The 24,832-nt window shown below is 65.0% G+C and carries 27 protein-coding genes and 1 pseudogene; 18 read left to right on the top strand and 10 right to left on the bottom strand.

Annotated features, from left to right (window positions below; translation table 11 throughout):
- The first annotated feature begins 186 nt into the window (after positions 1–186).
- Entirely contained in the window at positions 187–411 is a 225-nt protein-coding gene (locus P9272_RS06195) for a hypothetical protein (RefSeq protein ID WP_128258015.1), read from the top strand.
- A complete protein-coding gene (locus P9272_RS06190; RefSeq protein WP_278159800.1) occupies positions 408–764 on the top strand; it encodes a YciI family protein in 357 nt (118 codons plus the stop codon). The genes P9272_RS06195 and P9272_RS06190 overlap by 4 nt, the downstream gene beginning before the upstream one ends.
- A 194-nt stretch (positions 765–958) precedes the next feature.
- Here the strand turns inward: P9272_RS06190 and P9272_RS06185 are convergent, their stop codons facing one another.
- Complete coding sequence (locus P9272_RS06185) at positions 959–2,236, bottom strand: ubiquinone biosynthesis hydroxylase (protein WP_278160002.1); 1,278 nt, start codon at positions 2,234–2,236, stop codon at positions 959–961.
- Positions 2,237–2,339: 103 nt separating this feature from the next.
- Between P9272_RS06185 and tesB the strand changes: the two genes are divergently transcribed.
- From tesB to xth, 7 genes are all read left to right on the top strand, one after another.
- Positions 2,340–3,203 (top strand): acyl-CoA thioesterase II, encoded by an 864-nt coding sequence (tesB, locus tag P9272_RS06180; protein ID WP_128258013.1) that lies wholly within the window; start codon positions 2,340–2,342, stop codon positions 3,201–3,203.
- Between the two features lie 249 nt (positions 3,204–3,452).
- A complete protein-coding gene (locus P9272_RS06175) occupies positions 3,453–3,791 on the top strand; it encodes a P-II family nitrogen regulator (protein ID WP_027169082.1) in 339 nt (112 codons plus the stop codon).
- Between the two features lie 31 nt (positions 3,792–3,822).
- Positions 3,823–5,175 (top strand): ammonium transporter, encoded by a 1,353-nt coding sequence (locus P9272_RS06170; protein ID WP_128258012.1) that lies wholly within the window; start codon positions 3,823–3,825, stop codon positions 5,173–5,175.
- Positions 5,176–5,492: 317 nt separating this feature from the next.
- Complete coding sequence (locus P9272_RS06165) at positions 5,493–5,771, top strand: hypothetical protein (RefSeq protein WP_128258011.1); 279 nt, start codon at positions 5,493–5,495, stop codon at positions 5,769–5,771.
- 208 nt (positions 5,772–5,979) lie between these two features.
- A complete protein-coding gene (locus tag P9272_RS06160; protein WP_278159794.1) occupies positions 5,980–8,658 on the top strand; it encodes a DNA translocase FtsK in 2,679 nt (892 codons plus the stop codon).
- A 193-nt stretch (positions 8,659–8,851) separates the two neighbouring features.
- Positions 8,852–9,520, top strand: coding sequence for an outer membrane lipoprotein carrier protein LolA (locus P9272_RS06155; RefSeq protein WP_128258009.1), 669 nt, complete (start codon positions 8,852–8,854; stop codon positions 9,518–9,520).
- Between the two features lie 259 nt (positions 9,521–9,779).
- A complete protein-coding gene (xth, locus tag P9272_RS06150) occupies positions 9,780–10,586 on the top strand; it encodes an exodeoxyribonuclease III (RefSeq protein ID WP_278159791.1) in 807 nt (268 codons plus the stop codon).
- An 85-nt stretch (positions 10,587–10,671) separates the two neighbouring features.
- Here xth and P9272_RS06145 read toward each other — a convergent pair whose 3' ends face one another.
- The gene (locus P9272_RS06145) at positions 10,672–11,127 is read right to left on the bottom strand and encodes a cyclic nucleotide-binding domain-containing protein (RefSeq protein WP_128258007.1); all 456 of its coding nucleotides are present in this window, start codon (positions 11,125–11,127) and stop codon (positions 10,672–10,674) included.
- Positions 11,128–11,391: 264 nt separating this feature from the next.
- Positions 11,392–12,075, bottom strand: coding sequence for a response regulator transcription factor (locus tag P9272_RS06140; RefSeq protein ID WP_040991447.1), 684 nt, complete (start codon positions 12,073–12,075; stop codon positions 11,392–11,394).
- Between the two features lie 86 nt (positions 12,076–12,161).
- Between P9272_RS06140 and P9272_RS06135 the strand changes: the two genes are divergently transcribed.
- Positions 12,162–12,758, top strand: coding sequence for a L,D-transpeptidase (locus P9272_RS06135; protein ID WP_278160001.1), 597 nt, complete (start codon positions 12,162–12,164; stop codon positions 12,756–12,758).
- 33 nt (positions 12,759–12,791) lie between these two features.
- Here the strand turns inward: P9272_RS06135 and P9272_RS06130 are convergent, their stop codons facing one another.
- Entirely contained in the window at positions 12,792–13,058 is a 267-nt protein-coding gene (locus P9272_RS06130; RefSeq protein ID WP_278159789.1) for a hypothetical protein, read from the bottom strand.
- 131 nt (positions 13,059–13,189) lie between these two features.
- Here P9272_RS06130 and gcvA point away from each other — a divergent pair, with 131 nt between their 5' ends.
- The gene (gcvA, locus tag P9272_RS06125) at positions 13,190–14,110 is read left to right on the top strand and encodes a transcriptional regulator GcvA (protein ID WP_278159788.1); all 921 of its coding nucleotides are present in this window, start codon (positions 13,190–13,192) and stop codon (positions 14,108–14,110) included.
- Between the two features lie 9 nt (positions 14,111–14,119).
- Here the strand turns inward: gcvA and P9272_RS06120 are convergent.
- From P9272_RS06120 to tsaD, 6 genes and pseudogenes are all read right to left on the bottom strand, one after another.
- A pseudogene (locus P9272_RS06120) lies at positions 14,120–14,545 on the bottom strand (DUF1761 domain-containing protein).
- 47 nt (positions 14,546–14,592) lie between these two features.
- Entirely contained in the window at positions 14,593–15,291 is a 699-nt protein-coding gene (locus P9272_RS06115) for a methyltransferase (protein WP_278159785.1), read from the bottom strand.
- Positions 15,246–15,671, bottom strand: coding sequence for an EVE domain-containing protein (locus P9272_RS06110; RefSeq protein ID WP_278159784.1), 426 nt, complete (start codon positions 15,669–15,671; stop codon positions 15,246–15,248). Before P9272_RS06110 ends, P9272_RS06115 begins: the two co-directional genes overlap by 46 nt.
- A gap of 88 nt (positions 15,672–15,759) precedes the next feature.
- The gene (locus tag P9272_RS06105; protein ID WP_278159781.1) at positions 15,760–16,056 is read right to left on the bottom strand and encodes a YciI-like protein; all 297 of its coding nucleotides are present in this window, start codon (positions 16,054–16,056) and stop codon (positions 15,760–15,762) included.
- Positions 16,057–16,073: 17 nt separating this feature from the next.
- Positions 16,074–17,093 (bottom strand): NAD(P)H-dependent glycerol-3-phosphate dehydrogenase, encoded by a 1,020-nt coding sequence (locus P9272_RS06100; RefSeq protein ID WP_278159779.1) that lies wholly within the window; start codon positions 17,091–17,093, stop codon positions 16,074–16,076.
- The gene (gene tsaD, locus P9272_RS06095; RefSeq protein ID WP_278160000.1) at positions 17,090–18,175 is read right to left on the bottom strand and encodes a tRNA (adenosine(37)-N6)-threonylcarbamoyltransferase complex transferase subunit TsaD; all 1,086 of its coding nucleotides are present in this window, start codon (positions 18,173–18,175) and stop codon (positions 17,090–17,092) included. The genes P9272_RS06100 and tsaD overlap by 4 nt, the downstream gene beginning before the upstream one ends.
- A gap of 229 nt (positions 18,176–18,404) precedes the next feature.
- Here tsaD and hemC point away from each other — a divergent pair, with 229 nt between their 5' ends.
- From hemC to P9272_RS06060, 7 genes are all read left to right on the top strand, one after another.
- Positions 18,405–19,328 carry a hydroxymethylbilane synthase gene (hemC, locus tag P9272_RS06090; RefSeq protein ID WP_128257998.1) on the top strand — a complete coding sequence of 308 codons (924 nt, stop codon included), beginning with the start codon at positions 18,405–18,407 and terminating at the stop codon, positions 19,326–19,328.
- A gap of 1 nt (position 19,329) precedes the next feature.
- A complete protein-coding gene (locus P9272_RS06085) occupies positions 19,330–20,040 on the top strand; it encodes a uroporphyrinogen-III synthase (RefSeq protein ID WP_278159776.1) in 711 nt (236 codons plus the stop codon).
- Between the two features lie 105 nt (positions 20,041–20,145).
- The gene (locus P9272_RS06080) at positions 20,146–21,603 is read left to right on the top strand and encodes a phage tail protein (RefSeq protein WP_278159775.1); all 1,458 of its coding nucleotides are present in this window, start codon (positions 20,146–20,148) and stop codon (positions 21,601–21,603) included.
- A gap of 10 nt (positions 21,604–21,613) precedes the next feature.
- Complete coding sequence (locus P9272_RS06075; protein WP_278159773.1) at positions 21,614–23,182, top strand: heme biosynthesis protein HemY; 1,569 nt, start codon at positions 21,614–21,616, stop codon at positions 23,180–23,182.
- A gap of 33 nt (positions 23,183–23,215) precedes the next feature.
- The gene (locus P9272_RS06070) at positions 23,216–23,695 is read left to right on the top strand and encodes a TerB family tellurite resistance protein (protein WP_128257994.1); all 480 of its coding nucleotides are present in this window, start codon (positions 23,216–23,218) and stop codon (positions 23,693–23,695) included.
- A gap of 18 nt (positions 23,696–23,713) precedes the next feature.
- On the top strand, positions 23,714–24,430 hold the full coding sequence (locus tag P9272_RS06065) for a glutamine amidotransferase (protein WP_278159770.1): 717 nt from the start codon (positions 23,714–23,716) through the stop codon (positions 24,428–24,430).
- Positions 24,431–24,572: 142 nt separating this feature from the next.
- Positions 24,573–24,803 (top strand): hypothetical protein, encoded by a 231-nt coding sequence (locus P9272_RS06060; protein WP_278159768.1) that lies wholly within the window; start codon positions 24,573–24,575, stop codon positions 24,801–24,803.
- Positions 24,804–24,832: the final 29 nt, after the last annotated feature.

Raw genomic sequence — 24,832 nt, 5'->3', positions numbered from 1 at the left:
CGGCGGAAGGCCATCCACGGCATGTTGAGATTCGGGTGAGACCGCCTGACCTCAATCTCGACGCGCTTTCCCGTCGGGGTGTTGGGCCGGCCGAAAAAATCTCAAAAAATTTGCGCGCAAAAATGTCGACTTCCCATCGGCCCGGCCGTCCTGCGGGCGGCCACTCGCGGCCGATGGAGATATGAGATGGACAATCTGTTTGTTGCGATCTGGGGAAAGCCGGAGCGAAATGCCCGGCGAGCGGAGGAGTTCTGGCTGGATCCGCCGGCGCCCGGTTTCGGTCGACTGGTTGCGGCCATCGCTATTGTCGGAGTGTCGGCATGCCTGCTCGATCACATGGCCACGGCAAGCAAAACTGACACCGCTGCCTTTGCCTCTTATAACGCGGCCACCCAAGGGAGCTCGAAATGAAATATGTCCTGCTGGTCTATGGCGAGGAGAAGGACCTTTACGCGCTTACCCCGGAACGGGCGGCCAGGCTCGATGCCGACTCGCTTGCCTATGACAGGGAACTCGGCAGGCAAGGCAAGCTGGTCATCGCGCAGGCCCTACAATCGGTGACGACATCGAAATCGCTGAGACGGCGCAAGGGCAAGGCGCTGGTGACCGACGGGCCGTTCGCCGAGACCAAGGAGCAGCTGCTCGGCTTCGTCATGGTCGAGGCGGCCGACCTTGCCGAGGCGCTGAAGATCGCGGAACGCATTCCGCTGGCCGAGCTCGGCACCGTCGAGGTCAGGGCGATCTACGACATACCGGGGTCATAGGCGCAGGTCCCTTGATGAGATCTGCAACGACCTCATTCTGGCACATTGTGATGCCGTCGGGGGCCGTCCACCCCAACACGTACTGCAAGTACGCTCCGCGCCGGTTCTCGGTACCCGCCCAGTTTGGTCGCTTCGCGCCCTTCTTCGACTCCGACTCGGCCTGACCTGAATTTTCGGCGTCACTGCAACACAGATCAGATCGCTTCACCCCTGAGTAGCCTCGGCGTGTCGCCGGAGAGGCCTGAGGCCTGGCGGATGAAGAAATCCTTGAGCTTCGGCATGCGCTCGACCAGCCCCAGGCCGAGATCGCGCACGGCGCGCAGCGGACCGATGTCGTTGGAGAACAGCCGGTTCAAGACGTCGGTGGTGACGCCCATCTGCAGCGTGTCGAAGCGGCGCCATTGCTGGTAGCGCTCGAGCACGTCGAGCGCGCCGATGTCCTGGCCGAGACGGTCAGCCTCGACGATAACTTCGGCGAGCGCGGCGACATCCTTGAAGCCGAGATTGAGGCCCTGGCCGGCGATCGGGTGGATGCCATGGGCGGCGTCCCCGGCGAGCGCGATGCGCGGCGCGACGAAGGCGCGGGCGAGCGTCAAGCCAAGCGGCCAGGCGCGCGGCTTGTCGACGACCCTTATTTCGCCGAGCTTCAGGCCGAAGCGCTGCTCCAGATCGTGCTCGAAGACAAACTCGTCGCCCTCGACCAGCGCCTTGGCATCTTGCGTGCGCTCCACCCAGACGATCGACGAGCGGTTGGTTCCATCCTTGCCCGGCTTCAGCGGCAGTGTCGCGAACGGGCCGGCGGGGAGGAAATGTTCCTCGGCGCGTCCGTTGTGCGGGCGCTCATGCGCCACCGTGCAGACGATGCCGGACTGGCCGTATTCCCATTTGACGGTCTTGATGCCGGCCATGTCGCGCAGCCTGGAGTTGACGCCGTCGGCGGCAATCAGCAGCCGCGCCTTCAGCGTCGCGCCGTCGGCCAGGTGCACGGTGATGCCGGCGCCGTTGACGTCGAAGGCGCTGACCGCGACGCCTTCGATGATATCGATGCCGAGCTTTTCGGCGCGGCGGCGCAGCGCGCCGTTCAAGTCACGGTTGGCTACCATGTGGGCGAAAGGCTCGCCCGGCGCCACCTCGCCGTCGAAGGTCAGGAACACCGGGCGCACCGGGTCGGCGGCGCGCGAGTCGGTGATGATCATTTCGGTGATCGCCTGCGCTTCCGGCGCGATCTCATCCCAGACACCGAGCTGTTCCAGCATGCGGCCGGCGGCCGCGGCGATGGCCGAGGCGCGGCCATCCCGCTGCCAGACGCCTGCAGGAGCGGCCTCGACGACGGCGATGGCGAGGCCCGGCCGCGCCTGCTTCAGCGACACGGCCGCGGTGAGGCCGACATAGGCCGCGCCGGCGATGAGCACGTCAAGCGGCGCTTCGCGGTTCGCATCGGTTTTTGCTCCATCCGGCTTGCGGTCGACCATGGCATCATCCTTTCGCGGCTTCGTCGGGCCGCCGCTTGCGGCCTTGACTGGCCGCACATCCTGTCCGAAACCGGCCATGGCGCATCCTTGAAGGATTTCAGACATGACGGCGGCCATGGACGAGCTTCTCGACATTCTCGACCTCGAGCAGCTCGAACACAATCTGTATCGTGGTCGCAGTCCAAAGGTCGACTGGCAGCGCGTCTTCGGCGGCCAGACCATCGCCCAGGCGCTGGTCGCCGCGCAGCGCACCGTGGAACCGGAGCGCCATGTGCATTCGCTGCACGGCTATTTCATGCGACCCGGCGACACCAAGCTGCCGATCGTCTACGAGGTCGACCGCATCCGGGACGGCGGCTCCTTCACCACGCGCCGCGTCGTGGCGATCCAGCATGGCCAGGCGATCTTCTCGCTAGAGGCCTCGTTCCAGCAGGACGAGATTGGCCTTGAGCACCAGATGCCGATGCCGCGCGACGTGCCGGCGCCCGACACGCTGCTGTCTCAGCGCGAGCTGCTCGGCAAATTCGGCGAAGCGGTGCCGGAAGGCATCAGTCGCTACTGGGATCGCGACCGGCCGATCGAAATGAAGCCGGTGATGCTGAAGCACTATACGAGCCGCGAGAAGCTGGAGCCGCAGCAGAACATCTGGATCCGCACCACCGGCCCGGTGCCCGAAAACCGTGCGATACAGGCGGCTGTCCTCGCCTACCTCTCCGACATGACGCTGCTCGACACCTCGACGTTCGCGCATGGCCGCGCCATCTTCGATCGCGACATCCAGGCTGCCAGCCTCGACCATGCCATGTGGTTCCACCGCAGCCACTCGCTGGACGACTGGATCCTCTACAATCAGGACAGCCCGTCGACGCAAGGGTCGCGCGGCTTCACCCGCGGTTTGCTGTTCGCGCGGGACGGAACGCTGATCGCTTCGGTCGCCCAGGAGGGCCTGATCCGACTCAAGCGCTGAGCCGGCTTCTGGTTGATGCCTGCCAAGTAGGCATTTTTGAAATTTTGCCTATTTTTTGATCGTGCGACTCGATGCGACCGCGCACAAATGATGTGCGCGGGCCGCTCTGTCCCTTTGTTTACAACAGGTTAACGCCCTGCTTCGGCAATTGGCACGGAGCTTGAATCCTGTCGGGCACTCTCCGGCTCTCCTCGGGATCGGTGTAGGTGTGCAAACGCGGGGGACCGCAACAGCAAAGGGTGAAACCTTATGAAAATCGTGATGGCAATCATCAAGCCGTTCAAGCTCGACGAGGTGCGCGAAGCGCTCACCGCCGTCGGCATCCAGGGCCTGACCGTCACCGAAGTCAAAGGCTACGGGCGTCAGAAGGGGCACACGGAAATCTATCGCGGCGCGGAATACGCGGTCAGCTTCCTGCCTAAGATCAAGATCGAGGTCGCGGTCGGCGCCGACATGGTCGACAAGGCTGTCGAAGCCATCACCTCGGCCGCCAAAACCGGCCAGATCGGCGACGGGAAGATATTCGTCTTCGGCATCGACCAGGCGGTGCGCATCCGTACCGGCGAAACAGACACCGACGCGCTCTGAGCGGCGACCATCCATTCCAACGGAGAGTTCAATGAATATTCCTTCCAACTTGAAGACGGCGGGACGCGCGGCCGCTTCGCTCGCTTTCGTAGCGCTGAGCACCGCCGCCGCCTTCGCGCAGACAGCCGCGCCGGCCGCGACGACCACCCCCGCGCCAGCGCCGACACCTGTGCTCGACACCGGCAATACCGCCTGGATGCTGACCTCGACGGCACTGGTGCTGATGATGACCATTCCAGGCCTGGCGCTGTTCTACGGCGGCATGGTGCGCAAGAAGAACGTGCTCGCCACGATCATGCAGAGCTTCGCCATTACCTGTCTGGTGACGGTGCTGTGGTTCATGTTTGGCTACTCGCTCGCCTTCACCACCAATGAATCGGCATCGCTGAATGCCTATATCGGCGGCTTCTCGCGCTTCTTCCACCACGGCATCACCGTCTCGACGCTTTGGCTGCCGGGCGTCTCGAACATTCCCGAGTTCGTCTTCTCGATGTTCCAGATGACCTTCGCAATCATCACGCCGGCGCTGATCGCCGGCGCCTTCGCCGAGCGCATGAAATTCTCGGCGCTGCTGATCTTCATGGGCCTGTGGCTGGTCTTCGTCTACGCGCCGATCGCCCACTGGGTATGGGGCGGCGGCTTCCTCGGCACCGCCGGTGTGCTCGACTTCGCCGGCGGCACGGTCGTCCACATCAACGCCGGTGTCGCCGGCCTGGTCTGCGCGCTGGTGCTGGGCAAGCGCGAAGGCTACGGCACAACCAACATGGCGCCGCACAATCTCGTCTATTCGGTGATCGGTGCCTCGCTGCTGTGGGTCGGCTGGTTCGGCTTCAACGCCGGTTCGGAACTTGCCGCAGACGGCCTCGCCGGCGCCGCGATGATGAACACGCAGGTCGCCACCGCCGCGGCGGCGCTCGCCTGGATGTTCGCCGAATGGATCGTCGCCAAGAAGCCTTCGGTTCTCGGCATCATCTCGGGCGCCGTTGCCGGCCTCGTCGCGGTGACGCCGGCTTCCGGCTTCGTCAACCCGACCGGCGCCTTCATCGTCGGTATCCTCGCCGGCGTCATCTGCTACCTGTCGGCGGTCAAGCTCAAGCATGCGCTCGGCTATGACGACTCGCTCGATGCCTTCGGCGTGCATGGTGTCGGCGGTGTAGTCGGCGCTCTGCTCACCGGCGCGCTCGCCGATCCGGCCATCAACGCGCTCGGCAAGGACGCCTCTGTCGGCAAGCAGCTCTACGGCATTGTCTTCACCATCCTGTGGACGGCGATCGCCACCTTCGTGATCCTCTACATCGTCAAGGCGCTGGTCGGCCTGCGTCCGTCCACCCAGGAAGAGGTAGAAGGTCTCGACGTCACCCAGCATGGCGAAGTGGTGCCGTAAGGCTGCCCTTGTCCTTACCTGGGCGCAATTCCGGAGGGTTTCACACTTTTCTCGGAATTGCCCCCTGGGGCCGGCGGATCCTCCTCCCGCCGGCCCGGAATTCCTCCCAAGATCCCGTCGTGACGCTCTCGAAAGGGGCTCACGCCTTGAGGCCCGGAACATCCTTCCGGGCCTCCTTTTTTTGACAGGCGGCAATCAAGCGGTTTCGATCACATTCACTTGATCGAGCCGGCATGAAACATCCGCCTGCCAGGTTCCGTACTGGGATTGCGAGCGTCATCAAGACGTCCGCCAAACAAGAGGGAAGGAACCACCTGATGAACATCAAGAACATCTTCCTCGGAGCCATGGCTCTTTCGATGATCAGCGGCGTTGCACTTGCCGGTGCGCTCGACGAGCCGGACAACATGGCTCCGTTCTTCACTGATTCGAGCATGAAGACCATGAAGCCGGAAGCCGACTTCAAGGCGGCCTGGGCGGCGACGCCGAAGGACAAGCAGGACAAGATGATGAAGGAGTGCCAGGACGCGGCGATGAGCAAGCCCCACGCCGAATTCTGCGCCAACCTGATGGCGTATGGCGGCGCCAACAAGTGATACCCGAGGTCGGGTTCGAAAGGGCCTGATCGTTTCGGCATTTCGAGCAGAAAGGTGGCGGGCTTCGCGGCTCGCCACCGTCGTTTCCGCATCATCGCCGGTAAAGGCCCATGGTTAATGCGGCCTTAACCTTCCCCCCGATAGTCTGGCGTTCGAATCTGCCGGAATGCGCCATGCGCCCGGCCAGGCAACGATCACGGGGAAGAGCATGCGTTCAGGCGCTTCAGCACCGCTCGCGCTGACCGACACGGGGCACGGCATCCAGGCATTCGCGCGGCGTCAGGTCGGGCGGCTGGTCGGCGCCGGGCTGTTCCTGTTCACCGCCTTCGGCATCGCGGCTTTGGCCACGTGGAACGTTGCCGACCCGAGCTTCTCGCATGCCACCAGCAACGTCGTCACCAACGCCATGGGTTATGCGGGTGCTGTGTTCTCCGACCTTGCCATGCAGTTCTTCGGCCTTGCCGCCGTCGCCGGTCTGGTGCCGGCGGTGATCTGGGGCTTTCTGCTCTTCACCGCGCGCGGCGTCGATAAATTGCCGAAGCGCGGCTTCGCTTGGTTCGGCTTCGCGCTTCTGGCCGCGGCTATCGCCGGCTGCGTGACGCCGCCCAACACCTGGCCGCTGCCGACCGGCCTCGGCGGCGTCTTCGGCGACATGGTGCTGAAGATCCCCGGCATTGCGGTCGGCGGCTATCCGAAAGGGCTTTTCGCCAGCATCATCGCGATCGTCCTCGCCGCGCCGATGTTGTGGCTGTTTGCCTATGGCTCGGCGCTGATCGCGCGCAAGAACGGCTTTGCCGTCATGGAGCGCACCGCAGCGCCCGATCCGCGCGAGCAGGACGAGATGCTCTTCGACGAGGACGAGGATGAGGGCGACGAAGGCATCCTGGCGCTCGGCGCCGTCACCCATTGGTGGCTGTCGTTCCGGGCTTTCCTGCACCGCCGCGCCGCACGCCGCAGGCAGGAGCGCGACGAGTTCGAACCGGCGATGGAGCCCAAGGCCAGCGCCTGGCGGCGCGCGGCCGAGCGCGTCGAATCGGCCGAATTCGCCGAAAGCCGGGTGAGCCCGGGCGGCCGCGCACGTGTCGAGCCGGAATTCTTCGCCGCCATGGTCAACGATCGCAGCGCTTCGGTCGATCCCGCGGACCAGGATATTTTCGACGACGAGCAGGACGAAGACGTCGACCTCGACGACTTCGACGACGAGGCGCCTGCCCAGCGGCGCGGCGCGCCGGCGGCCAAGGTGCGGAACTTCCGCTCCGACGCCGCGACCCGCGTCGAGGCGCCGGCGGCTCGGCCGGTGCCGGGCGCCCGCGTCCAGCGCGAGGCGCAGACCTCGCTGATCGGCTCCGACACGTTCGAGATGCCGTCGCTGCATTTCCTGTCCGAGCCGAAGAACATCGCCAAGGATCCAAGCCTATCGAAGGACGCGCTGGAGCAGAACGCGCGGCTGCTCGAGGGCGTGCTGGAGGATTTCGGCGTCAAGGGCGAGATCATCCACGTTCGCCCCGGTCCGGTCGTCACGCTCTACGAGTTGGAGCCCGCGCCAGGCATCAAGTCCTCACGCGTCATCGGCCTGTCCGACGACATCGCGCGCTCGATGAGCGCGATCGCGTGCCGCGTCGCGGTGGTGCCCGGCCGCAACGCCATCGGCATAGAGCTGCCGAATGCCAAGCGCGAGACGGTCTATCTGCGCGAGATCATGGCCAGCCGCGACTTCGAGACGACGAAGGCGAAGCTGGCGCTGGCGCTCGGCAAAACGATCAATGGCGAGGCGGTTATCGTCGACATCGCCAAGATGCCGCACGTGCTGGTCGCCGGCACCACCGGCTCGGGCAAGTCGGTCGCCATCAACACGATGATCCTGTCGCTGCTCTACCGCATGACGCCGCAGGAATGCCGGCTGATCATGATCGACCCGAAGATGCTCGAGCTCTCGGTCTATGACGGCATCCCGCATCTTTTGACGCCGGTCGTCACCGATCCGAAAAAGGCGGTGGTGGCGCTGAAATGGACCGTGCGCGAGATGGAGGACCGCTACCGCAAGATGTCCAAGGTCGGCGTGCGCAATATCGACGGCTTCAACGCGCGCGTGCAACTGGCCGAGAAGAAGGGCGAGAAGATCTCGCGCACGGTGCAGACCGGCTTCGACCGCCAGACCGGCGAGGCGATCTACGAGACCGAGAACCTCGATCTCGAGCCGATGCCTTATATCGTGGTCATCATCGACGAGATGGCCGACCTGATGATGGTGGCCGGCAAGGACATCGAAGGCGCTGTGCAGCGCCTGGCGCAGATGGCGCGCGCCGCCGGCATCCATGTCATCATGGCGACGCAACGCCCCTCGGTCGACGTCATCACCGGCACCATCAAGGCCAATTTCCCGACCCGCATCTCCTTCCAGGTGACGTCGAAGATCGACAGCCGCACCATTCTGGGCGAGCAGGGCGCCGAGCAGTTGCTCGGAATGGGCGATATGCTCTACATGGCCGGCGGCGGGCGCATCCAGCGCGTCCACGGTCCGTTCGTCTCGGACGACGAGGTCGAGCGGATCGTCGCGCATCTCAAACTGCAGGGCGTGCCGGAATATCTCGACGCCATCACGGAGGACGACGAGGAAGAGGACGAGGACGGTCCGCCCGGCAAGGGTGGTTCCGGCGGCGGTGGCGGCGGCAATTTCGAGGATTCCGACGATCCTTACGACCAGGCGGTGGCCGTGGTGCTGCGCGACGGCAAGGCATCGACCAGTTACATCCAGCGCCGGCTCGGCATCGGTTACAACCGCGCCGCGTCGATCATCGAGAAGATGGAGAAAGAAGGCATTGTCGGCCCGGCCAACCATGCCGGCAAACGCGAGATTTTGGTGCCGACCGAGGACGACAAATTCTAGGGTTGTCAATATTCAGGTGAGGCCGGCCTGACTTGAATCTCGGCAAACTCCTCGCCTGGCGAGATGCCAACGGGCCAGCAAGCAACCGGAACTCGTCTGGCGCGTTTGTGCGAAGTTGTCGCGCACCCGCCAAACTTAAGCCCTAGTGGGAGTCCAGATACTGCCACGACACGAATCACAGGAAGTGACCGGCATGAAGACCCAGACCGAATTCGCCATCACCCGCCGCCAACTCCTCGGCCTCGGCTTGATGCTTGGCGGAGCTGCCGCTCTCAACCTTGTGCCCGGCTACCAGCTTGTGGCGGCCGCGCAGGCGGCGGTGCCGCCGGCGGCGCAGAAGATCGCCGACCATTTCTCCTCGGTGAAGTCGATGAGCGGCGAGTTCGTGCAGTTCGGCCCGAAGGGCGAGCAGACCGGCGGCAAGTTCTTCCTGGAACGTCCAGGCAAGATCCGCTTCAACTATGACGGCTCCTCGAACTTCCGCGTCATCTCCGACGGCAAGTCGGTGGTGATCCTCAACAAGAAGCTCAACACCTCCGATCTCTACCCGCTGTCGAAGACGCCGCTGAAATTGCTGCTCGACGACCGGATCGACCTCTCCGGCGGGCGCGTCAAGGCCGTCAAGGAAGAGGACGACCTCACGACCATCAAGCTTTCCGACAAGTCGGTCTTCGGCAATGCGATGATCACAATGATGTTCGACCCGAAGACCTATGATTTGCGCCAGTGGACGATCACCGATGCGCAAGGCAAGGACACTACGGTGATGATCTTCAACACCAAGGAAGGCGTCAGCTTCCCGGCCGATACCTTTGCGATCGACTACACGGCGAACCGTGAGCTGAATACGAAGACCCGCTAGCCTTTCGCCGCTGTCGGAGCCTTATCCCGTTACGCTGCCCCTCATCTGGCTGCCGCCAGCTTCTCCCCGTGAACGGGGCTTGGCGCCACCGCTTTTCGCTAATTGCCAGGGCGCCTCCACCGCTTCTTTCTCCCCGTTGACGGTCAGAAACGCTTGGTAGGGCAATAAGAGGGCTGCGCCGACCTTCGTGAGGTGTAGCCACCTTGTCTTTGTGACCCGCCACTGGCAGTAGATCGGCGACCTTTGCCGGACCCATTGAATGCCCTTCACCATCGCCACCTGGAACATCAACTCCGTGCGCCTGCGCATGCCGATCGTAGAGCGGCTGCTCAAGGAGCACGCGCCGGACGTGTTGTGCCTGCAGGAGACCAAGGTTCCCGACGAGCTCTTCCCGGAGAAGGCATTCCGCAAGGCTGGCTATGAGCACATCCTGTTCCACGGCCAGAAGGGCTATCACGGCGTGGCCACGGTGGCGCGCCGGCCGATCGAGCTGGTCGAGAAACGGCGCTTCTGCGAGATAGAAGACAGCCGGCATCTGTCGGCCACGGTCCAGGCGGGCGGCAAATCGGTGCTGGTGCATAATTTCTACGTGCCGGCCGGCGGCGACGAGCCGGATCCGGAGATCAACCGCAAATTCCGCCACAAGCTCGATTTCGTCTATGAGATGAACTCCGTCCCGGCGGGCGGCGACGAGCTATCCGCGTCGATCCTGGTCGGCGACCTGAACATTGCGCCGCAGGAGCACGACGTCTGGTCGCACAAGCAACTGCTCAACGTCGTCAGCCATACGCCGGTCGAGACGACAAATTTCGAGGCGATGCGCAAGGCTGGCGGCTGGGTCGACCTGATGCGGCTCAATGTGCCGGCCGAGAAGAAGCTCTACACTTGGTGGAGCTATCGCGCGAAGGACTGGGAGGCGTCGAACCGCGGCCGCCGCCTCGACCACGTCTGGTCCTCCGCCAACCTGGTGCCGGCTTTCAAAGGCTACGAGATCCTGCAGGCGGCGCGTGGCTGGGAGAAGCCGTCCGACCATGTGCCGGTTATAGCGCGGTTCGACCTGGATTGACGCGCAGCGGGAGAGGGCGGCGCTGGCGTTCGCTCCTTACTTCGCCCTGGAATGACGAAGGCGCTCTCTGGCCGACGCCTAACCGCTACCCCGTAAAGCGCGGCGCCAGTTCCTCGATGCGGGCGATCATCTGCTGGAATTCCTCCAGGATGCGCTCATGCAACAAAACTGCGATCTCCGGATATTCTTCCAGGATTCGGTGGAACATCTTGCGGCTCAGCCGGATCACTTCCGAATCGACCGCGGCGGAGGCGCTTGTCAGCCGGTTGGTGTCGGCGATCAGCGCCAGTTCGCTGAGCATGGTGCCCGGACCCGCAGTGCCGATCGGGACGCGTTCGCCGCCTAGCTCCCGATAAAGCGTGATGAGGCCGCTGACCACGATGTAGGCAGAGTCGGCGACGTCATCCTCGCGGTAGAGCTTATGATCGGCCTGCAGCACGGTGGTCTCGGCGCCGAAGGCGAGCAGGCGCAACTGTTCCTGCGTGAAACCCTGGAAAAGCTTCACATTGGACAGGATGCGGATGTCATCATCCAGCGCCATCCTAGCTGTGTCCCCGAGCGGTCAGTCCAGTCCCTCCTTTGGAGCGGCGCGCCCTCCTGGGCGCGCGGGAAGCGCTCCACCATGCATCGTGCGATGCTTGCAACGAGCCGATCCATCACCCTCCAGCACCAGGATCGTACCCGAAACGGTCCCGCCCGACCGCTCTCATCTCTTTTGGCTCAATTCCGGACGGAAGGCTACGGCGAAGCCGCAAAGCCCAACCGTTTCGTACTTTTCCTGGAATTGGTCTAGATCATGAAATGTTTAAGGAACCAGCTTGTAGCCGCCGCTTTCTGTCACAAGAATTTCGGCATTGGAAGGATCGCGCTCGATCTTCTGGCGCAACCGGTAGACATGGGTCTCCAGCGTGTGCGTGGTGACGCCGGAATTGTAGCCCCAGACCTCTTCCAGAAGCACGTCGCGCGTCACCACCTTCTGGTCGGCACGATAGAGATATTTAATGATCGAGGCTTCCTTCTCGGTCAGCCGTACCTTGGCGCCGCGCGGATCGATCAAAAGCTTCTGGCTGGGCTTGAACGTGTAGGGGCCGACCGAGAAGGTCGCGTCCTCGCTCTGCTCGTGCTGGCGAAGCTGGGCGCGGATACGGGCCAACAACACGGCGAAGCGGAAGGGCTTGGTCACATAGTCGTTGGCGCCGGCCTCGAGACCCAGAATCGTGTCTGAATCGGTGTCATGGCCGGTCAGCATGATGATCGGCGCCTTGTAGCCGCCCTTGCGCAGGATCTTCACCGCCTCGCGGCCGTCCATATCGGGCAGCCCGACATCCATGATGAGCAGGTCGACGACGCCGCCGCGCGCGGCGGCAACGCCTTTTGCGGCGGTCGATTCCTGTTGGACGTCGAATTCCTCGTAAAGCGCCAACTGCTCGACCAGGGTGGCGCGCAGGTCGTCGTCGTCGTCGACGATCAGGATGGTGCGTGATGTCATGGATATCAATCCGTTGTTTTAAAAAGAATATTCAGTTGACCTCCCCCCATTTATGCGGAAGCTCACCGGCGCAACAGCCGATCACAGTGATTTGTTCCGTGACACGATCATACAAGAAAAAACGCGCGCGCAATGAGGCGGGCGCATTTTTGCCGAAAGGCTTGCGCGTTTTGGTGGTGCGCGCGCGCCCCAGCGACCCCGCGCAAGGCTTGCTGCAAGCCGGCAAAACGGTGTTTCCCTGCGCGCTGGGGCGCAGCGGTATCACCGCGAACAAGCATGAAGGGGATGGCGCGACGCCGCTGGCGTCGATGCGCATCCTGTCAGGCTATTTCCGGAGCGATCATTTCGCGAGCGGGCGCAGGACGAGGCTGCCGATGGCGCCGATCGGCCCGAATCTCGGCTGGTGCGAGGTGCCGGACGACCGCAACTACAACCGTCCGGTGAAGATCCCCTATGGCGCGAGCCATGAGCGGATGAAGCGGGATGACCGGCTCTACGATGTCTGCCTGGTGCTCGACTGGAACATCGCGCCGCGCTTGCGCGGGCGCGGCAGCGCGATCTTCTTCCATCTGGCTCGGCCTGGCTTCACGCCGACCCAAGGCTGTGTTGCCGTGACGGCGCGGACCATGGCGAGGCTGCTTCCGTTGCTGTCGGACAGGACGGTAGTGAAGGTGGTGCGGTAGGTAGCAGGTCTCTCTTTCCCTATTGTCTGCTGCCTAATTCCTACCGCCTCTTTCCGGCTTCTGCCAACCTGTCCCGAGCAGTCCGATCTCTCGGAACTCGCGGTCCAATGCCTTTGAGACGTCGCGGCGCCGGCCTCCGACGTCGCGCAGGTCGCGGTCGGAAAGGTCTTCGACGGATTCCGCAGGCAAGGTGGCGGCGACCCGGGCCTGGCGCAGCCAGTCGCGTGCCGAACGAAGCCAAAGTGTGAAACCGGAAGGGGATTCCAGCGTGGTGCAGGGCTTCAGGGCGATCTCGGACATGACGGTGTTCCAGTTCTCCGGATTTCAAATCCGGTTTTATGGTGTTTTCGATGAAGCCATGATGCCGGATTGAAAAACAAACGGGAAACGAGTAGTTCTTTTCTGATCATCAAGTTTTATTTGGAGATCGCATGTCCAAGCTGCTGCCTGGGACGCGCGCGCTGAGGACGTTCGAGGCGGCCGCCAGGCACCTCAATTTCACCCGCGCCGCCGATGAGCTCGGCCTGACGCCGGCGGCGGTCAGCCACCAGATCAAGGAAATCGAGGATCAGCTCGACCTGGTTCTGTTCACGCGCACCAGCCGCAGCATCCGGCTGACCGAGGCGGGCAGCCTGCTGCACGATGCGTCCATCGACGCGCTCGACCTGCTCAACCGGGCGGTCAGCCGCGCCCGCAAGATGACGCGCGGGACGTCGCTGCTGAAGGTGACGCTCGACGCGCAGTTCGCGACAAAATGGCTGATGCGGCGGGTCGACGATTTCCGCCGGCAGAAGCCCGGTATCGAGCTGCGCTTCGACATCACCTACGACGTCAGGGATTTCGAGCGCGACGATGTCGATATCGGCATCCGCTTCGGCACCGGCAAATATCCGGGGCTCGTCGCGCACCGGCTGTTCGAGAACATCATCATCCCGGTGTGCAGCCCGGCGCTGCTGGCGTCAGGTCCGCCGCTGAAGGAGCCGCGCGATCTGTTCAATCACACGCTCGCGCATATCGAATGGTCGCGGCAGGGCGTGACCTGGCCGAACTGGAGCATGTGGATGCACGCGGCCGGCGTTGAGGATTTCGACGACAGCCGAACGCTGGTGTTCAGGACCTCGACAGACGCCACGCAGGCCGCGCTCGACGGCAATGCGGTGGCGCTCGCCGACTTCGCCATGGTGGCCAATGATCTTTCGCAGGGGCGACTGGTGCGGCCATTCGAGCTCGGCATCAAGGTCGCACCGGACTTCGCCTATTTCCTGGTCTATCCCGAGGCCTCGAAAGACGACGCGCGGATCATCGCCTTCCGCGAATGGCTTCTCGACGAGGTGGCGAAAACCCCGGCCTGAGATTTGTCGTCAGCCCGTCGGCGCCGCCGATGCGCCGAACCAGCCGATCACCGCGCCGATGATCAGCATCACGCCCAGCCAATGGCCGGCATCGATCAGCGTCAGCGCCCAGCCGAAGCCTTGATAGCGATGGTGGACGGCAAGCGTGCTGGCGATGAAACCCAGCCAAAGCACGAAGCCGAACAGCAAGCCCGCGACCGGGTTCGGCTCGCCCCCGGTTATGGCGCCCACTACCAATGTCAAGACAAGCGCCATGACCAGCTCGGCGATGAAGCTGACGATGAACGGAACGGCCGAGCGCTTCATGGTGGCGGGGTCGAGCCTGGCCGCCTTCAGCCAGGGTTTGCTCAGGCTCATATACTAGGCGGCGCCGAACAACCATGCGACGACGGCGGCGACAACAACCGCCAGCCAGTTCACGACTGAAAAATCCATGCTTCCCCCAGATCGACACGCGATGGAACGCTTGTTCGGCGATCGCGTCAAGTGAGGCGCCAGACGGTCGTGCGCTTGACCTCGGCATCCTCCAACTCGCGCGTCACCGACACCTGGTAGACGGCAAGCGATTGCAGCCCGGCCCTGGGGAGGTAGGCGCGGCCGGGATCGCCGACGAGGACCTCGGCGCCGCGCGCCCGCAGGTTCGTGAACCAGGGCAGCAGCCTGCCGGCGAAGGCCTTGTCGTAGAAGACGTCGCCGGCAAGCACGACGTCCCAGCCATTGTCGGTGCCGACGCAATCCGTGCCGAGGAATTGCGCTTCAACGCTGTTGGATTCGAGGTTAAGCGCGATCGCCGTCTCGCAAAACGGATCGATGTCGGCGGCGATCACCTGCTTCGCGCCTGCTTTCATCGCCGCGATGGCGACGAGGCCCGACCCGGATGCGAAGTCGAGCACGCGTTTTCCCCGCACGGTTCCAGTATGATCGAGCACATAGCGGGCGAGGCCCTGCCCGCCGGCCCAGGCGAAGGCCCAGAAGGGCGGCGGCAGACCAATCTCGGCCAGTTCCTCCTCGGTGCGTAGCCAAAGGTCATGCGCCTCGTCGGCGAGGTGCAAAAGTACTTCCGGCACATGCGGCGGCGCCATCAGCGCTGTGTTTTCGAGGATGAACTTTTTGGCGCTTTTTGGCGTGAGCTTGGTCACGGCGCCGGGTTGAGCTCGGCCATGCGGCAGACCTCTTTCCATTCGGCCGGCGTCACCGGCTGCACGGAAAGCCGGCCGAGCCGGACCAGCGCCATCCCGGCGAGCTTGGGATTGGCCTTGACCTGTTCCAGCGTCACCGGCTCCGGCACGTCCATGTAGGCGCGAATGTCGACACATTCCCAGCGCGGATCGTCGCTCGTGGTGTCGGGATGCGCCAGCGCGCAGACCTCGGCGATGCCGACGATGTTGAGCCCCTCATTGGAATGATAGTAGAAGCCGAGATCGCCGATCTGCATCGCCTTCATATTGTTGCGGGCGGCGTAGTTGCGCACGCCGTCCCATTGCGTGCCGGCCTTGCCCTTGGCCTTAAGCGCCTCGAAGGAAAAGACCGAGGGTTCGGACTTGAACAGCCAGTAGTTCATATCGTTTGTCCCATCGCTTTGCCGCCACGCATGGCGTTGCCGTCTATGCTTACTCTCTCGCCGGCATTGCGGCGAGAACCGCGAACGATCAGGCGCCAGCTGGCTTCTGGAAGACCCAGTTCCACGGACGGATCTGGACGCTTTCGAACAGGCCGGCCTTGGCGTAAGGGTCGGCGGCGGCGAGCGCTTGCGCGCCTGCCATGTCCGCCGCCTCGATCATCACCAAGCTGCCATCCGGCTTGCCGTCGGCGTCGAGGAAGGGACCAGCGAAGGCAAGCTTGCCTTCGGCGATCAGCCCTTCCAGGAACGCCGCATGCGCCGGCCTGGTGTCGACCCGCAGCTGCAGGCTGCCGGGCTTGTCCTTGCAAATCAACGCGAACAGCATTTTTCCACTCCGATGGTTCAGATGTCGGTTTCGGTCTTGAGCGGGCGCGTCATCAGCGCGGTTACCGCCTGGCCGATGGTGATCTTGCCGTCGAGGATGGCGGCGACGGCCGAGATGATCGGCGCATCGATACCGCGCTCGGCGGCGATGCGGGCGGCAATGCCTGCCGTCGGCACGCCTTCGGCCAGCGGCAGGCCGGCAAGTGGCTTGCCCTGGCCGAGCGCCAGGCCATAGGCAAAATTGCGCGATTGTGCCGAGGAGCAGGTGAGCAAGAGGTCGCCAAGGCCGGAAAGCCCCATCAGCGTCTCCGGTCTGGCCCCGAAGGCGGCGCCGATGCGGCGCAGTTCGACGAAGCCGCGCGTCACCATGGCGGCCTGGGCGCTGGCGCCGAGGCCCGCGCCGGTGACGGCGCCCGCGGCGATGGCAAACACGTTCTTCAGTGCGCCACCGATCTCGACGCCGATCAGGTCATCGCTGGAATAGCAGCGCAGGTTCTCCGCCGAGAAGCGGGCGGCAAGCTCGGCCGCCAGTTCCGCGTCGCGGGCAGCGACCACGACGGCGGTCGGCAAGCCACGCGCGACATCGCTGGCGAAGCTCGGGCCGGAAAGCGCCGCGACCGGATTTTTGGGCAGGCATTCCTCCACGATCGTCGAGAGCAGCGCGCCGGTGTCGCGCTCGATGCCCTTGGCGCAGAGCACCAGTGGTACGCCTGCAGGAACGTGGTTTTTGGCTTGGGCCAGAACGGCGCGCAGAGACTGCGCCGGCGTCACGGCGAGCACGCAGTCGGCGCCGTCGAGCGCGGCCGCCATATCGCTGGTGGCCGCGATGCCGGGTGCGATCCTGATGCCGGGCAAATAGTGCGGGTTCTCGCCGCGAGCGATGGCGGCGACGGTCTCAGGGTCGCGCGCATAGAGGCGCACATCATGGCCTGCGCGCATCATGGCTAGCGCCAGCGCCGTGCCCCAGGCGCCGCCGCCCAGCACCGCGACGCGCCAGCCGCTGCCCGACTTCCTGCCGCTCGTTGCCTTCGCGCTCATGCCTTGGCACCACGCCGACCCGAGCCGACCATGGGCGTGGAAACGCTGTCGAGCGGCCAGCGCGAACGCGGCACGAAGTCAGCGGTGTTCTCGTCGGCGATGCCGGCGCGCAGGCGTTCGATGCCGGCCCAGGCGATCATCGCCGCATTGTCGGTGCACAGTTTCTGCGGCGGAGCGACAAAGGCGAAGCCGGCTTGCGCGCAAAGCGCTTCGAGCGTTGCCTTGATCGTGCGGTTGGCGGCAACGCCGCCGGCGACGACCAGCGCCGGCTTTGCCTGGTCGGGGGATTCCCGGCGGAAGCGGGCAAGGGCGCGGCCAACGCGGTCGCCCAGCGCGTCGGCCACCGCCGCCTGGAACGAGGCGCAGATATCGGCAACGTCCTGGTCGCTCAGCGGCGCAATCGCGGTCGCTGCCTGGCGCACCGCCGTCTTCAGGCCGGAGAAGGAGAAATCCGGCTGCGCCGAGCCTTTCATCGGGCGCGGGAAGGCGAAGCGGCCGGCGTCGCCTGTCGCCGCCGCCTTCTCCACATTCGGTCCACCTGGATAGGGCAGGCCGAGCATCTTGGCCGTCTTGTCGAAGGCTTCGCCGAGCGCATCGTCGATCGTGGTCGCCCAGCGCTGGTAGTCGCCGACGCCGCGCACCGCGACGATCTGAGTGTGGCCGCCGGAGACGAGCAACAGAAGATAGGGGAAGTTTAGCCCATCGGTCAGCCGCGCCGTCAGCGCGTGGCCTTCAAGGTGATTGATGGCGATAAGCGGCTTGTTCGCGGCGGCGGCGATCGCCTTGGCCGTCATCAGGCCGACGATCAATCCTCCGACCAGGCCGGGCCCTGCCGTCGCGGCGATGGCGTCGACCTCGTCGAGCGACACCTTGGAATCTTCAAGCGCCGCCGCGATGATGCCGTCCAGCGCCTCGACATGAGCACGCGCCGCGATCTCCGGCACGACGCCGCCGAAGGCCGCATGCTCCTCGATCTGGCTCAGCACCACGTTGGACAGGATTTCGGGCGCGGAGCCGCCGTCCAGCGCCACCACGCTGGCCGCCGTCTCGTCGCAGCTCGTCTCAATGCCCAGAACGCGGATCAATTGGTCGCTAGCCTCAAAGATTGTTTCACCGACCATTCCCAATTAGGAGGTCTGCCGATATTCAGGTGATGCCGGCCTGCAAATGGCGGACTTCTGCGCTTCCGGTGCTCACGTGCGTTTAGTACGCTCCGCTCCGGTTCTCGAAATCCACCATTTTCGGCGCGGCCTGACCTGAATCTCGGCAGACCTCGGTCTCTCGCCCGGGGGTTATCACGGACCGCGCGCCATGCAAACTTTGAAAATCGGAACACGCGGAAGCCCGCTGGCGCTGGCTCAGGCGCACGAGACGCAGGCGCGGCTGATGCAAGCGCATGACCTGCCCGAGCAGGCGTTCGAGGTGGTGGCCATCTCGACCAGCGGCGATCGCATCCAGGACCGGCCGCTCTCCGAAGCCGGAGGCAAAGGCCTGTTCACCAAGGAAATCGAGGAAGCCCTGCTCGACGGCCGCATCGACATTGCCGTGCATTCGTCGAAGGACATGCCGACGGCGCTGCCCGATGGACTGGAGCTTGTCACCTTCCTGCCGCGCGAGGACGCGCGCGACGCCTTCATCGGCAAGCGGGTCAAACGGATCGCCGACCTGCCGCATGGCGCGGTTGTCGGTTCGTCGTCGCTCAGGCGCCAGGCGCTGCTTCGCCGCATGCGGCCGGATTTCGAGGTGGTGATCTTCCGCGGCAATGTGCAGACAAGACTGCGCAAGCTGGACGAAGGCGTCGCCGAGGGCACGATCCTCGCCTATGCCGGGCTGAAGCGGCTCGGGCTCGAAAACGTCGTCACCGATCTGATGGCGCTCGAGGATTTTCCGCCGGCGCCGGGGCAAGGCGCGATCGGCATCGAAACGCGTATCGGCGATCGCGAGGTCGAAAAAATGCTGGCAGCGATCCATCATGTGCCGACCGGCCAGGCGCTCGCCTGCGAGCGCGCCTTCCTCGCCGCGCTCGACGGCTCGTGCCGCACGCCGATTGCCGGCCATGCGACGGTGGCGGGCGAAAAACTATCCTTTGCCGGGCTGATCATCTCGCCCGATGGAAGGCAATCGCATGAGGTCCGGCTGGAAGGCGAGGCCGCGGACGCGTCTGAGATCGGGCTGGACGCAGCGCGAACGGTTCGCGTGAGGGCCGGCGCTGAATTCTTCGACGGCTGGGCCTGACATGGTCCGTGTCCTGGTGACGAGGCCGGAGCCAGGCGCATCGCGCACGGCACGACGCCTTGAAGCCCTCGGATTTCAGCCTGTCCTGCTGCCGCTGACAGAAACCAGCGCATTGCCGGTCGATGCGACGATCGGCGATGCCGTCGCGGTTGCGGTCACCAGCGCCAATGCGGTTCGCCATGCGCCAAAGGCGCTGATCGCGTCGCTTGCCGGCCTGCCTTGCCACGCGGTCGGTAAACGAACGGCCGAAGCCTGCAGCGCGGCGGGATTTCTTTCCGTCGCGGAAGGCCCGGGCGACGCCGAGGCGCTGGCCGAGGCCATCGCCGGCGGCCTTGCCGGAAAGGCAATCGTCTATCTGTGCGGCCGCGTTCGGTTCCAGGCATTCGAGCAGCGGCTGACGGCGGCTGGCGTGCATGTCAAGGCGGTCGAGACTTACGACACGACCAGCATCGACTATGGCGATGACGTGGTGGTCAGCCGCCTGTCGGGCCAGCCGGTGGAGGCCGCGCTGCTTTATTCGGCCAAGGCCAGCGCGGCGTTGGTCAGCCTGATTTCGCGGCCCAACTTGCGGCAGCTCTTTAAGAAAACGGAATTTCTTGCGCTCTCTGCACGAGTCGCCGAACCGCTGGATGGGATTGCCGGTCAAACGATCAGCATCGCATCCCAGCCTGAGGAAGACGCCTTGCTCGCGCTTTTGTCGCAACCGCGCTAGGCCGCGTCATCACACCGCCCCTTTTCACCGCTTGGTGATGTGCTAGAGCATCCTGACGCTCTGGACCCATTGATCCATCCCCAAGCCATTTTGCGGAGCCCAAGCATGGTCAAGACGCCGAAGATGCGACATTCGAAGAGCCGGCGCGAGCCGGTGACCATCGAACTCGAGCCCGGCGCCGTCTCGCGAATCACCGACGAGGATGCCGCGAAGGCCAATGCCGCGCAGACCGACGAGGCGAAGGCGGAAGAGGCCGCGGCCGCGTCGCAGGCGGAGGCGCCGGAAGAGCCGATGCATGCCGAGCAGACCGATATCGAGCCGTGGGAGCATAGCGACCCCGCCCAGGCAGCGGCCGATAAGACTGAGGCCGGCAAAGGCGAGCCGGAGGCGCCGTATCCAGGCGGCTCGGATGCGCCGAAGAGCCAGCCCAAGGGCTTCGAATACAATTTCGAGGACGCATCCGCTGCGGCCACCGGCGCCTCGGCATCGAAGGCAGGCGAGGCACGGGACGAGGATCGCGTGCCGCAGCCACCGCGCAGAACCGGGGTCAACGCCATCGCTGCGGGCGTCGTCGGCGGCGTGATCGCACTTGCCGGTGCCGGTTTGCTGCAGGCTGTCGGCCTGCTCGGCGCGCCGGGGTCGGGGGGCGGATCGCTGGACGGCGTCAATGGCGAGATCGCGTCGCTGAAAAACGAGATCGCGTCGCTGAAGGAAAGCGGCGACAAGGGAACCTCCGCCAAGGTGGACGCCCTGTCCTCGGCGCTCGAGCAGGTCAAGTCCGATGTGGCGGCGTTGAAATCCTCGGCGGGGCAAGGCGGCGACCGCGCGGCGCTCAAGGCGCTCGGTGACAAGGTCGGCCAGATCGAGACGACCGTTGCCGGGCTGCAGAAGAACGGCAATGCGGCGCCCGTCGATCTCGCCCCACTCAACGAGAAGATCGCCGGGCTCGAGGCTCAGGTGAAATCGGCCGGCGACGCGGCCAAGGCCGAGGACGGCCGGCTCGCGGCGCTGGAACAGTCCGTGTCGCAGCTTTCCGGCAAGGTCGACGCGCAGGCCTCGCAGCCCAAGATCGCGCTGGCGATCGCGGCTTCGGCGCTGAAGTCGGCGCTCGACCGCGGCGCGCCCTTTGCGACCGAGCTCGACACCTTCGCGGCGATCGCGCCGGACGCGCCCGAGCTCGCCGCGCTGCGCTCCTATGCCGAAAAGGGCGTGCCGACCCGCGCCACCATCGCTTCAGAGGCCGAAGCCGCCGCCAATGCCATGGTCGAGGCGGCAAAGCCGGTCGACCAGAATGCCGGCTTCTTCCAGAGCCTGGTGTCGAGCGCGGAATCGCTGGTCAAGGTGCGGCCGGTCGGCACCGTGGAAGGCAAGGGCGCGCCGGAAACCGTCGCCCGCATGGAAGTGGCGGTCAACCAGGGCGATTACGCCAAGGCGCTCAGCGAATATGACACGCTGCCCGACGCGGCGAAGGCGGCCGGCGCTGATTTTGCCGGCAAACTGAAGGCGCGGCTCGAGGTGGAAAAGCAGCTCGAAGCGCTGATTGCCGGCGCGACGAAGGCGTGAGGACGACAGTATGATCCGCCTTCTCGCCTTCCTCGCCGTCGTCTTCGCGCTGGGACTGGGCTTTGCCTGGCTCGCCGATCGTCCGGGCGAAATGCTCGTAACCTTCAACGGCTACCAGTACCAGGTCACGCTGATGGTGGCGGCGGTGGCGATCGTCGCCGTGGTCGCCGCGGTGATGATCGTCTGGTGGCTGATCAAGTCGCTGTGGAACAGCCCGTACACCATCTCGCGCTATTTCCGGGTGCGCCGCCGCGATCGCGGCTACCAGGCGCTGTCGACCGGCATGATCGCGGCCGGCGCCGGCGACGGCGCGCTGGCGCGCAAGAAGACCAAGGAAGCGGCGAAGCTGATCAACGCCGACCAGGAGCCGCTGATCAACCTGCTCGACGCGCAGGCCTCGCTTCTCGAAGGCGACCACGAAGGCGCGCGCGAGAAGTTCGAGCGCATGCTCGACGATCCCGAGATGCGGCTGCTCGGCCTGCGCGGTCTCTATCTGGAGGCCGAGCGCCTCGGCGATCGCAATGCCGCGCGCCACTATGCCGGCCGCGCCGCGGCGGTAGCGCCGCAGCTCGCCTGGGCGGCGGAATCGACGCTCGAGGAACTGACCGAACGCGGCGACTGGGATGGCGCGCTGAAGCTGGTCGAGGCGCAGAAATCGACTAGGCAGATCGAGCGCGACGTAGCCAACCGCCGCCGCGCCGTGCTGCTGACGGCTAAGGCGCAGGCTCTGGTCGACAGCGATCCGAATGCCGCCCGCACCGCGGCGCTCGAAGCCAACAAGCTTGCGCCCGATTTCGCGCCGGCCGCGGTGACAGCCGCCGATCTGGTTATCCGACAAAACGACGTGCGCAAGGGCGCCAAGATCCTGGAGGCCGCCTGGAAGGCCGAGCCGCATCCCGACATTGCTGAGCTCTACACTCACGCAAGGGCGGGCGACGCCGTGCTCGATCGCCTCAACCGCGCGAGAAAGCTGCAGGAATTGAAGAAGAACCACGCCGAGTCGTCGATGGCAGTGGCGCGCGCGGCGCTCGACGCGCAGGACTTCGCCACGGCGCGGCGCGAGGCGGAGGCCGCGATCCGCATGGATCGGCGCGAGGGCGCTTATCTTCTGCTCGCCGATATCGAGGAGGCCGAGACCGGCGACCAGGGCAAGGTCAGGCAGTTGCTGTCCAAGGCCGTTCGCGCGCCGCGCGATCCGGCTTGGGTGGCGGACGGCGTCGTCTCAGAGCGCTGGGCGCCGGTGTCGCCGGTCACCGGCAAGCTCGACGCCTTCACCTGGCGCGCGCCGATGGAGCGGCTTGGCCAACTGATCGACAGCGAGACGGATGTCGCGGTGCCGGCGATCACGGCTGCGCCGCCCGCCGCACCCGCTGAAAAGGCGATCGACATTGTTGCCGAGGCGCCCGTGGAGAAGCCGGTGTCGGCGAATGGCGGCGAGAAGGATGCGACCGTTGCGGAGGCCATCAGCGAGGCTGAAACCAGCGGGCGGGGTTCGGAATTGCCGCCTCTGCCGGACGATCCGGGTGTCGCGCCGGAAGAAGAAGCGGAAAAATCGCCGCGCGGGTTTCGTTTGTTCTGAGGCGGGGTTTTGGCGGGCAGGGAAAGGGTATCGATGCTCGAGCGCGTATTGGCCTTCCTGAGGGATCTGCCGGGAGCCGGGGAAGCCAGGCCGAGCGCCGACGATCCGCGCGTCGCGGCTTCCGCGCTGCTCTATCATGTGATGAACGCCGACGGCGTGCGCCAGGACGTCGAATGGGAGCGGTTCAAGCAGATCCTGGCCGAGACCTATTCGGTGAGCGGCGATGAACTCGATGCGCTGGCCGCGGCCGGCGAGCGCGCCGACAATGAGGCCATCGACCTCTACGCCTTCACCAGCGTCTTGAAGCGCGATCTCGACGCCGAGGCGCGCAAGGCCTTCATCGGCCTGATGTGGGAAATCGTCTATGCCGACGGCGAGCTTGACGAGTTGGAGGACAACACCGTCTGGCGGGTCGCCGAATTGATCGGGGTCGAGCGTCGTGACCGCATCGAGGCGCGCCGCAAGGCGGCGGCGCACGTGCCCGGCGCGCGGGGCAAGTCGAGCGACGAATAACGGGACCTTTCGCCTTCCATGCCATCCAGACAGAGGCCGAGACCAAAAATCCTGATCGTTCTGCATCAGGAGACTTCGAGCCCCGGCCGCGTCGGCCATATGCTGCTGGAACAAGGTTTTGACCTCGACATCCGCCGGCCGCCGCTCGGTGACGCGCTGCCCTGCACGCTGGACGATCATGCCGGCGCGGTTGTCTTCGGTGGGCCGATGAGCGCCAATGACGAGGACGAGTTCGTCCGCCGCGAGACCGACTGGCTGGAAATCCCGCTCAAGGAGAACCGTCCGTTCCTCGGCATCTGCCTCGGCGCGCAGATGCTCGCCAACCATCTCGGCGGCAAGGTCGAGGGCCACGGAGACGGGCTGGTCGAGATCGGCTGGTATCCGCTGAAGGCGACCGAGGCCGGCAAGAAGCTGCTGCACTGGCCTGAGATGGTCTACCAGTTCCACCGCGAGGGCTTTTCGCTGCCGAAGGAAGCGACGCTGCTGGCGACCGCGGAGACCTATCCAAACCAGGCGTTCCGCTATGGCGAGAATGCCTGGGGCATCCAGTTCCATGGCGAACTGACCCGCGCGATGATGCATCGCTGGGTGGTGCGCGGCGCGCACCGCTTCGATCTCCCCGGCGCCCAGTCCGGCCGCGACCATCTCGGCGGCCGGCTGATCTGGGACATGCACCTGAAGCGCTGGCTGAGCGAGTTTTTGGGGCTGATATTTGGCCGGCCGGCGGTGGGGTAGGGCGAAGGCCGACTGCCCAAGTGGCGGACCTTAAAGCCAAAGGCAATTTGGTCGCCGGCGTTGAGCACCGGCAATTCCGCCGGTATCGACGAGTGGCGAATCTGTGCTAAGGCGCCGCCCGACCAATCAAAAGGACGACACTGTGAGCGAACTGACCTTGGCCGAGGCGACCGAAAATATCTATGCCTCACTCCGAGCCGACAATGCCGACCTCGATTCGCATATCGCGGCACTCAAGGCGGCGCTGGCACGCGAGGGGAAGAAACAGGCGGTGTTCGATCCGACCAGGCTGGTGCAGAACAACCGCGCGGGCCGCAAGTTGATGCAGGCCTATTTCCGGCAGCGCGGCGTCAGCGTGAGCTTTTCGGAGTAACCTGCTCGCGACACTGCCTCGCTGGCCGA

The organism is Mesorhizobium sp. WSM4976, from assembly GCF_029625685.1.
In the GTDB taxonomy this organism is placed as follows: Bacteria; Pseudomonadota; Alphaproteobacteria; order Rhizobiales; family Rhizobiaceae; genus Mesorhizobium.
Note: the sequence above shows the minus strand (reverse complement) of the source record. Positions and strands in the feature narration are given on the sequence as shown.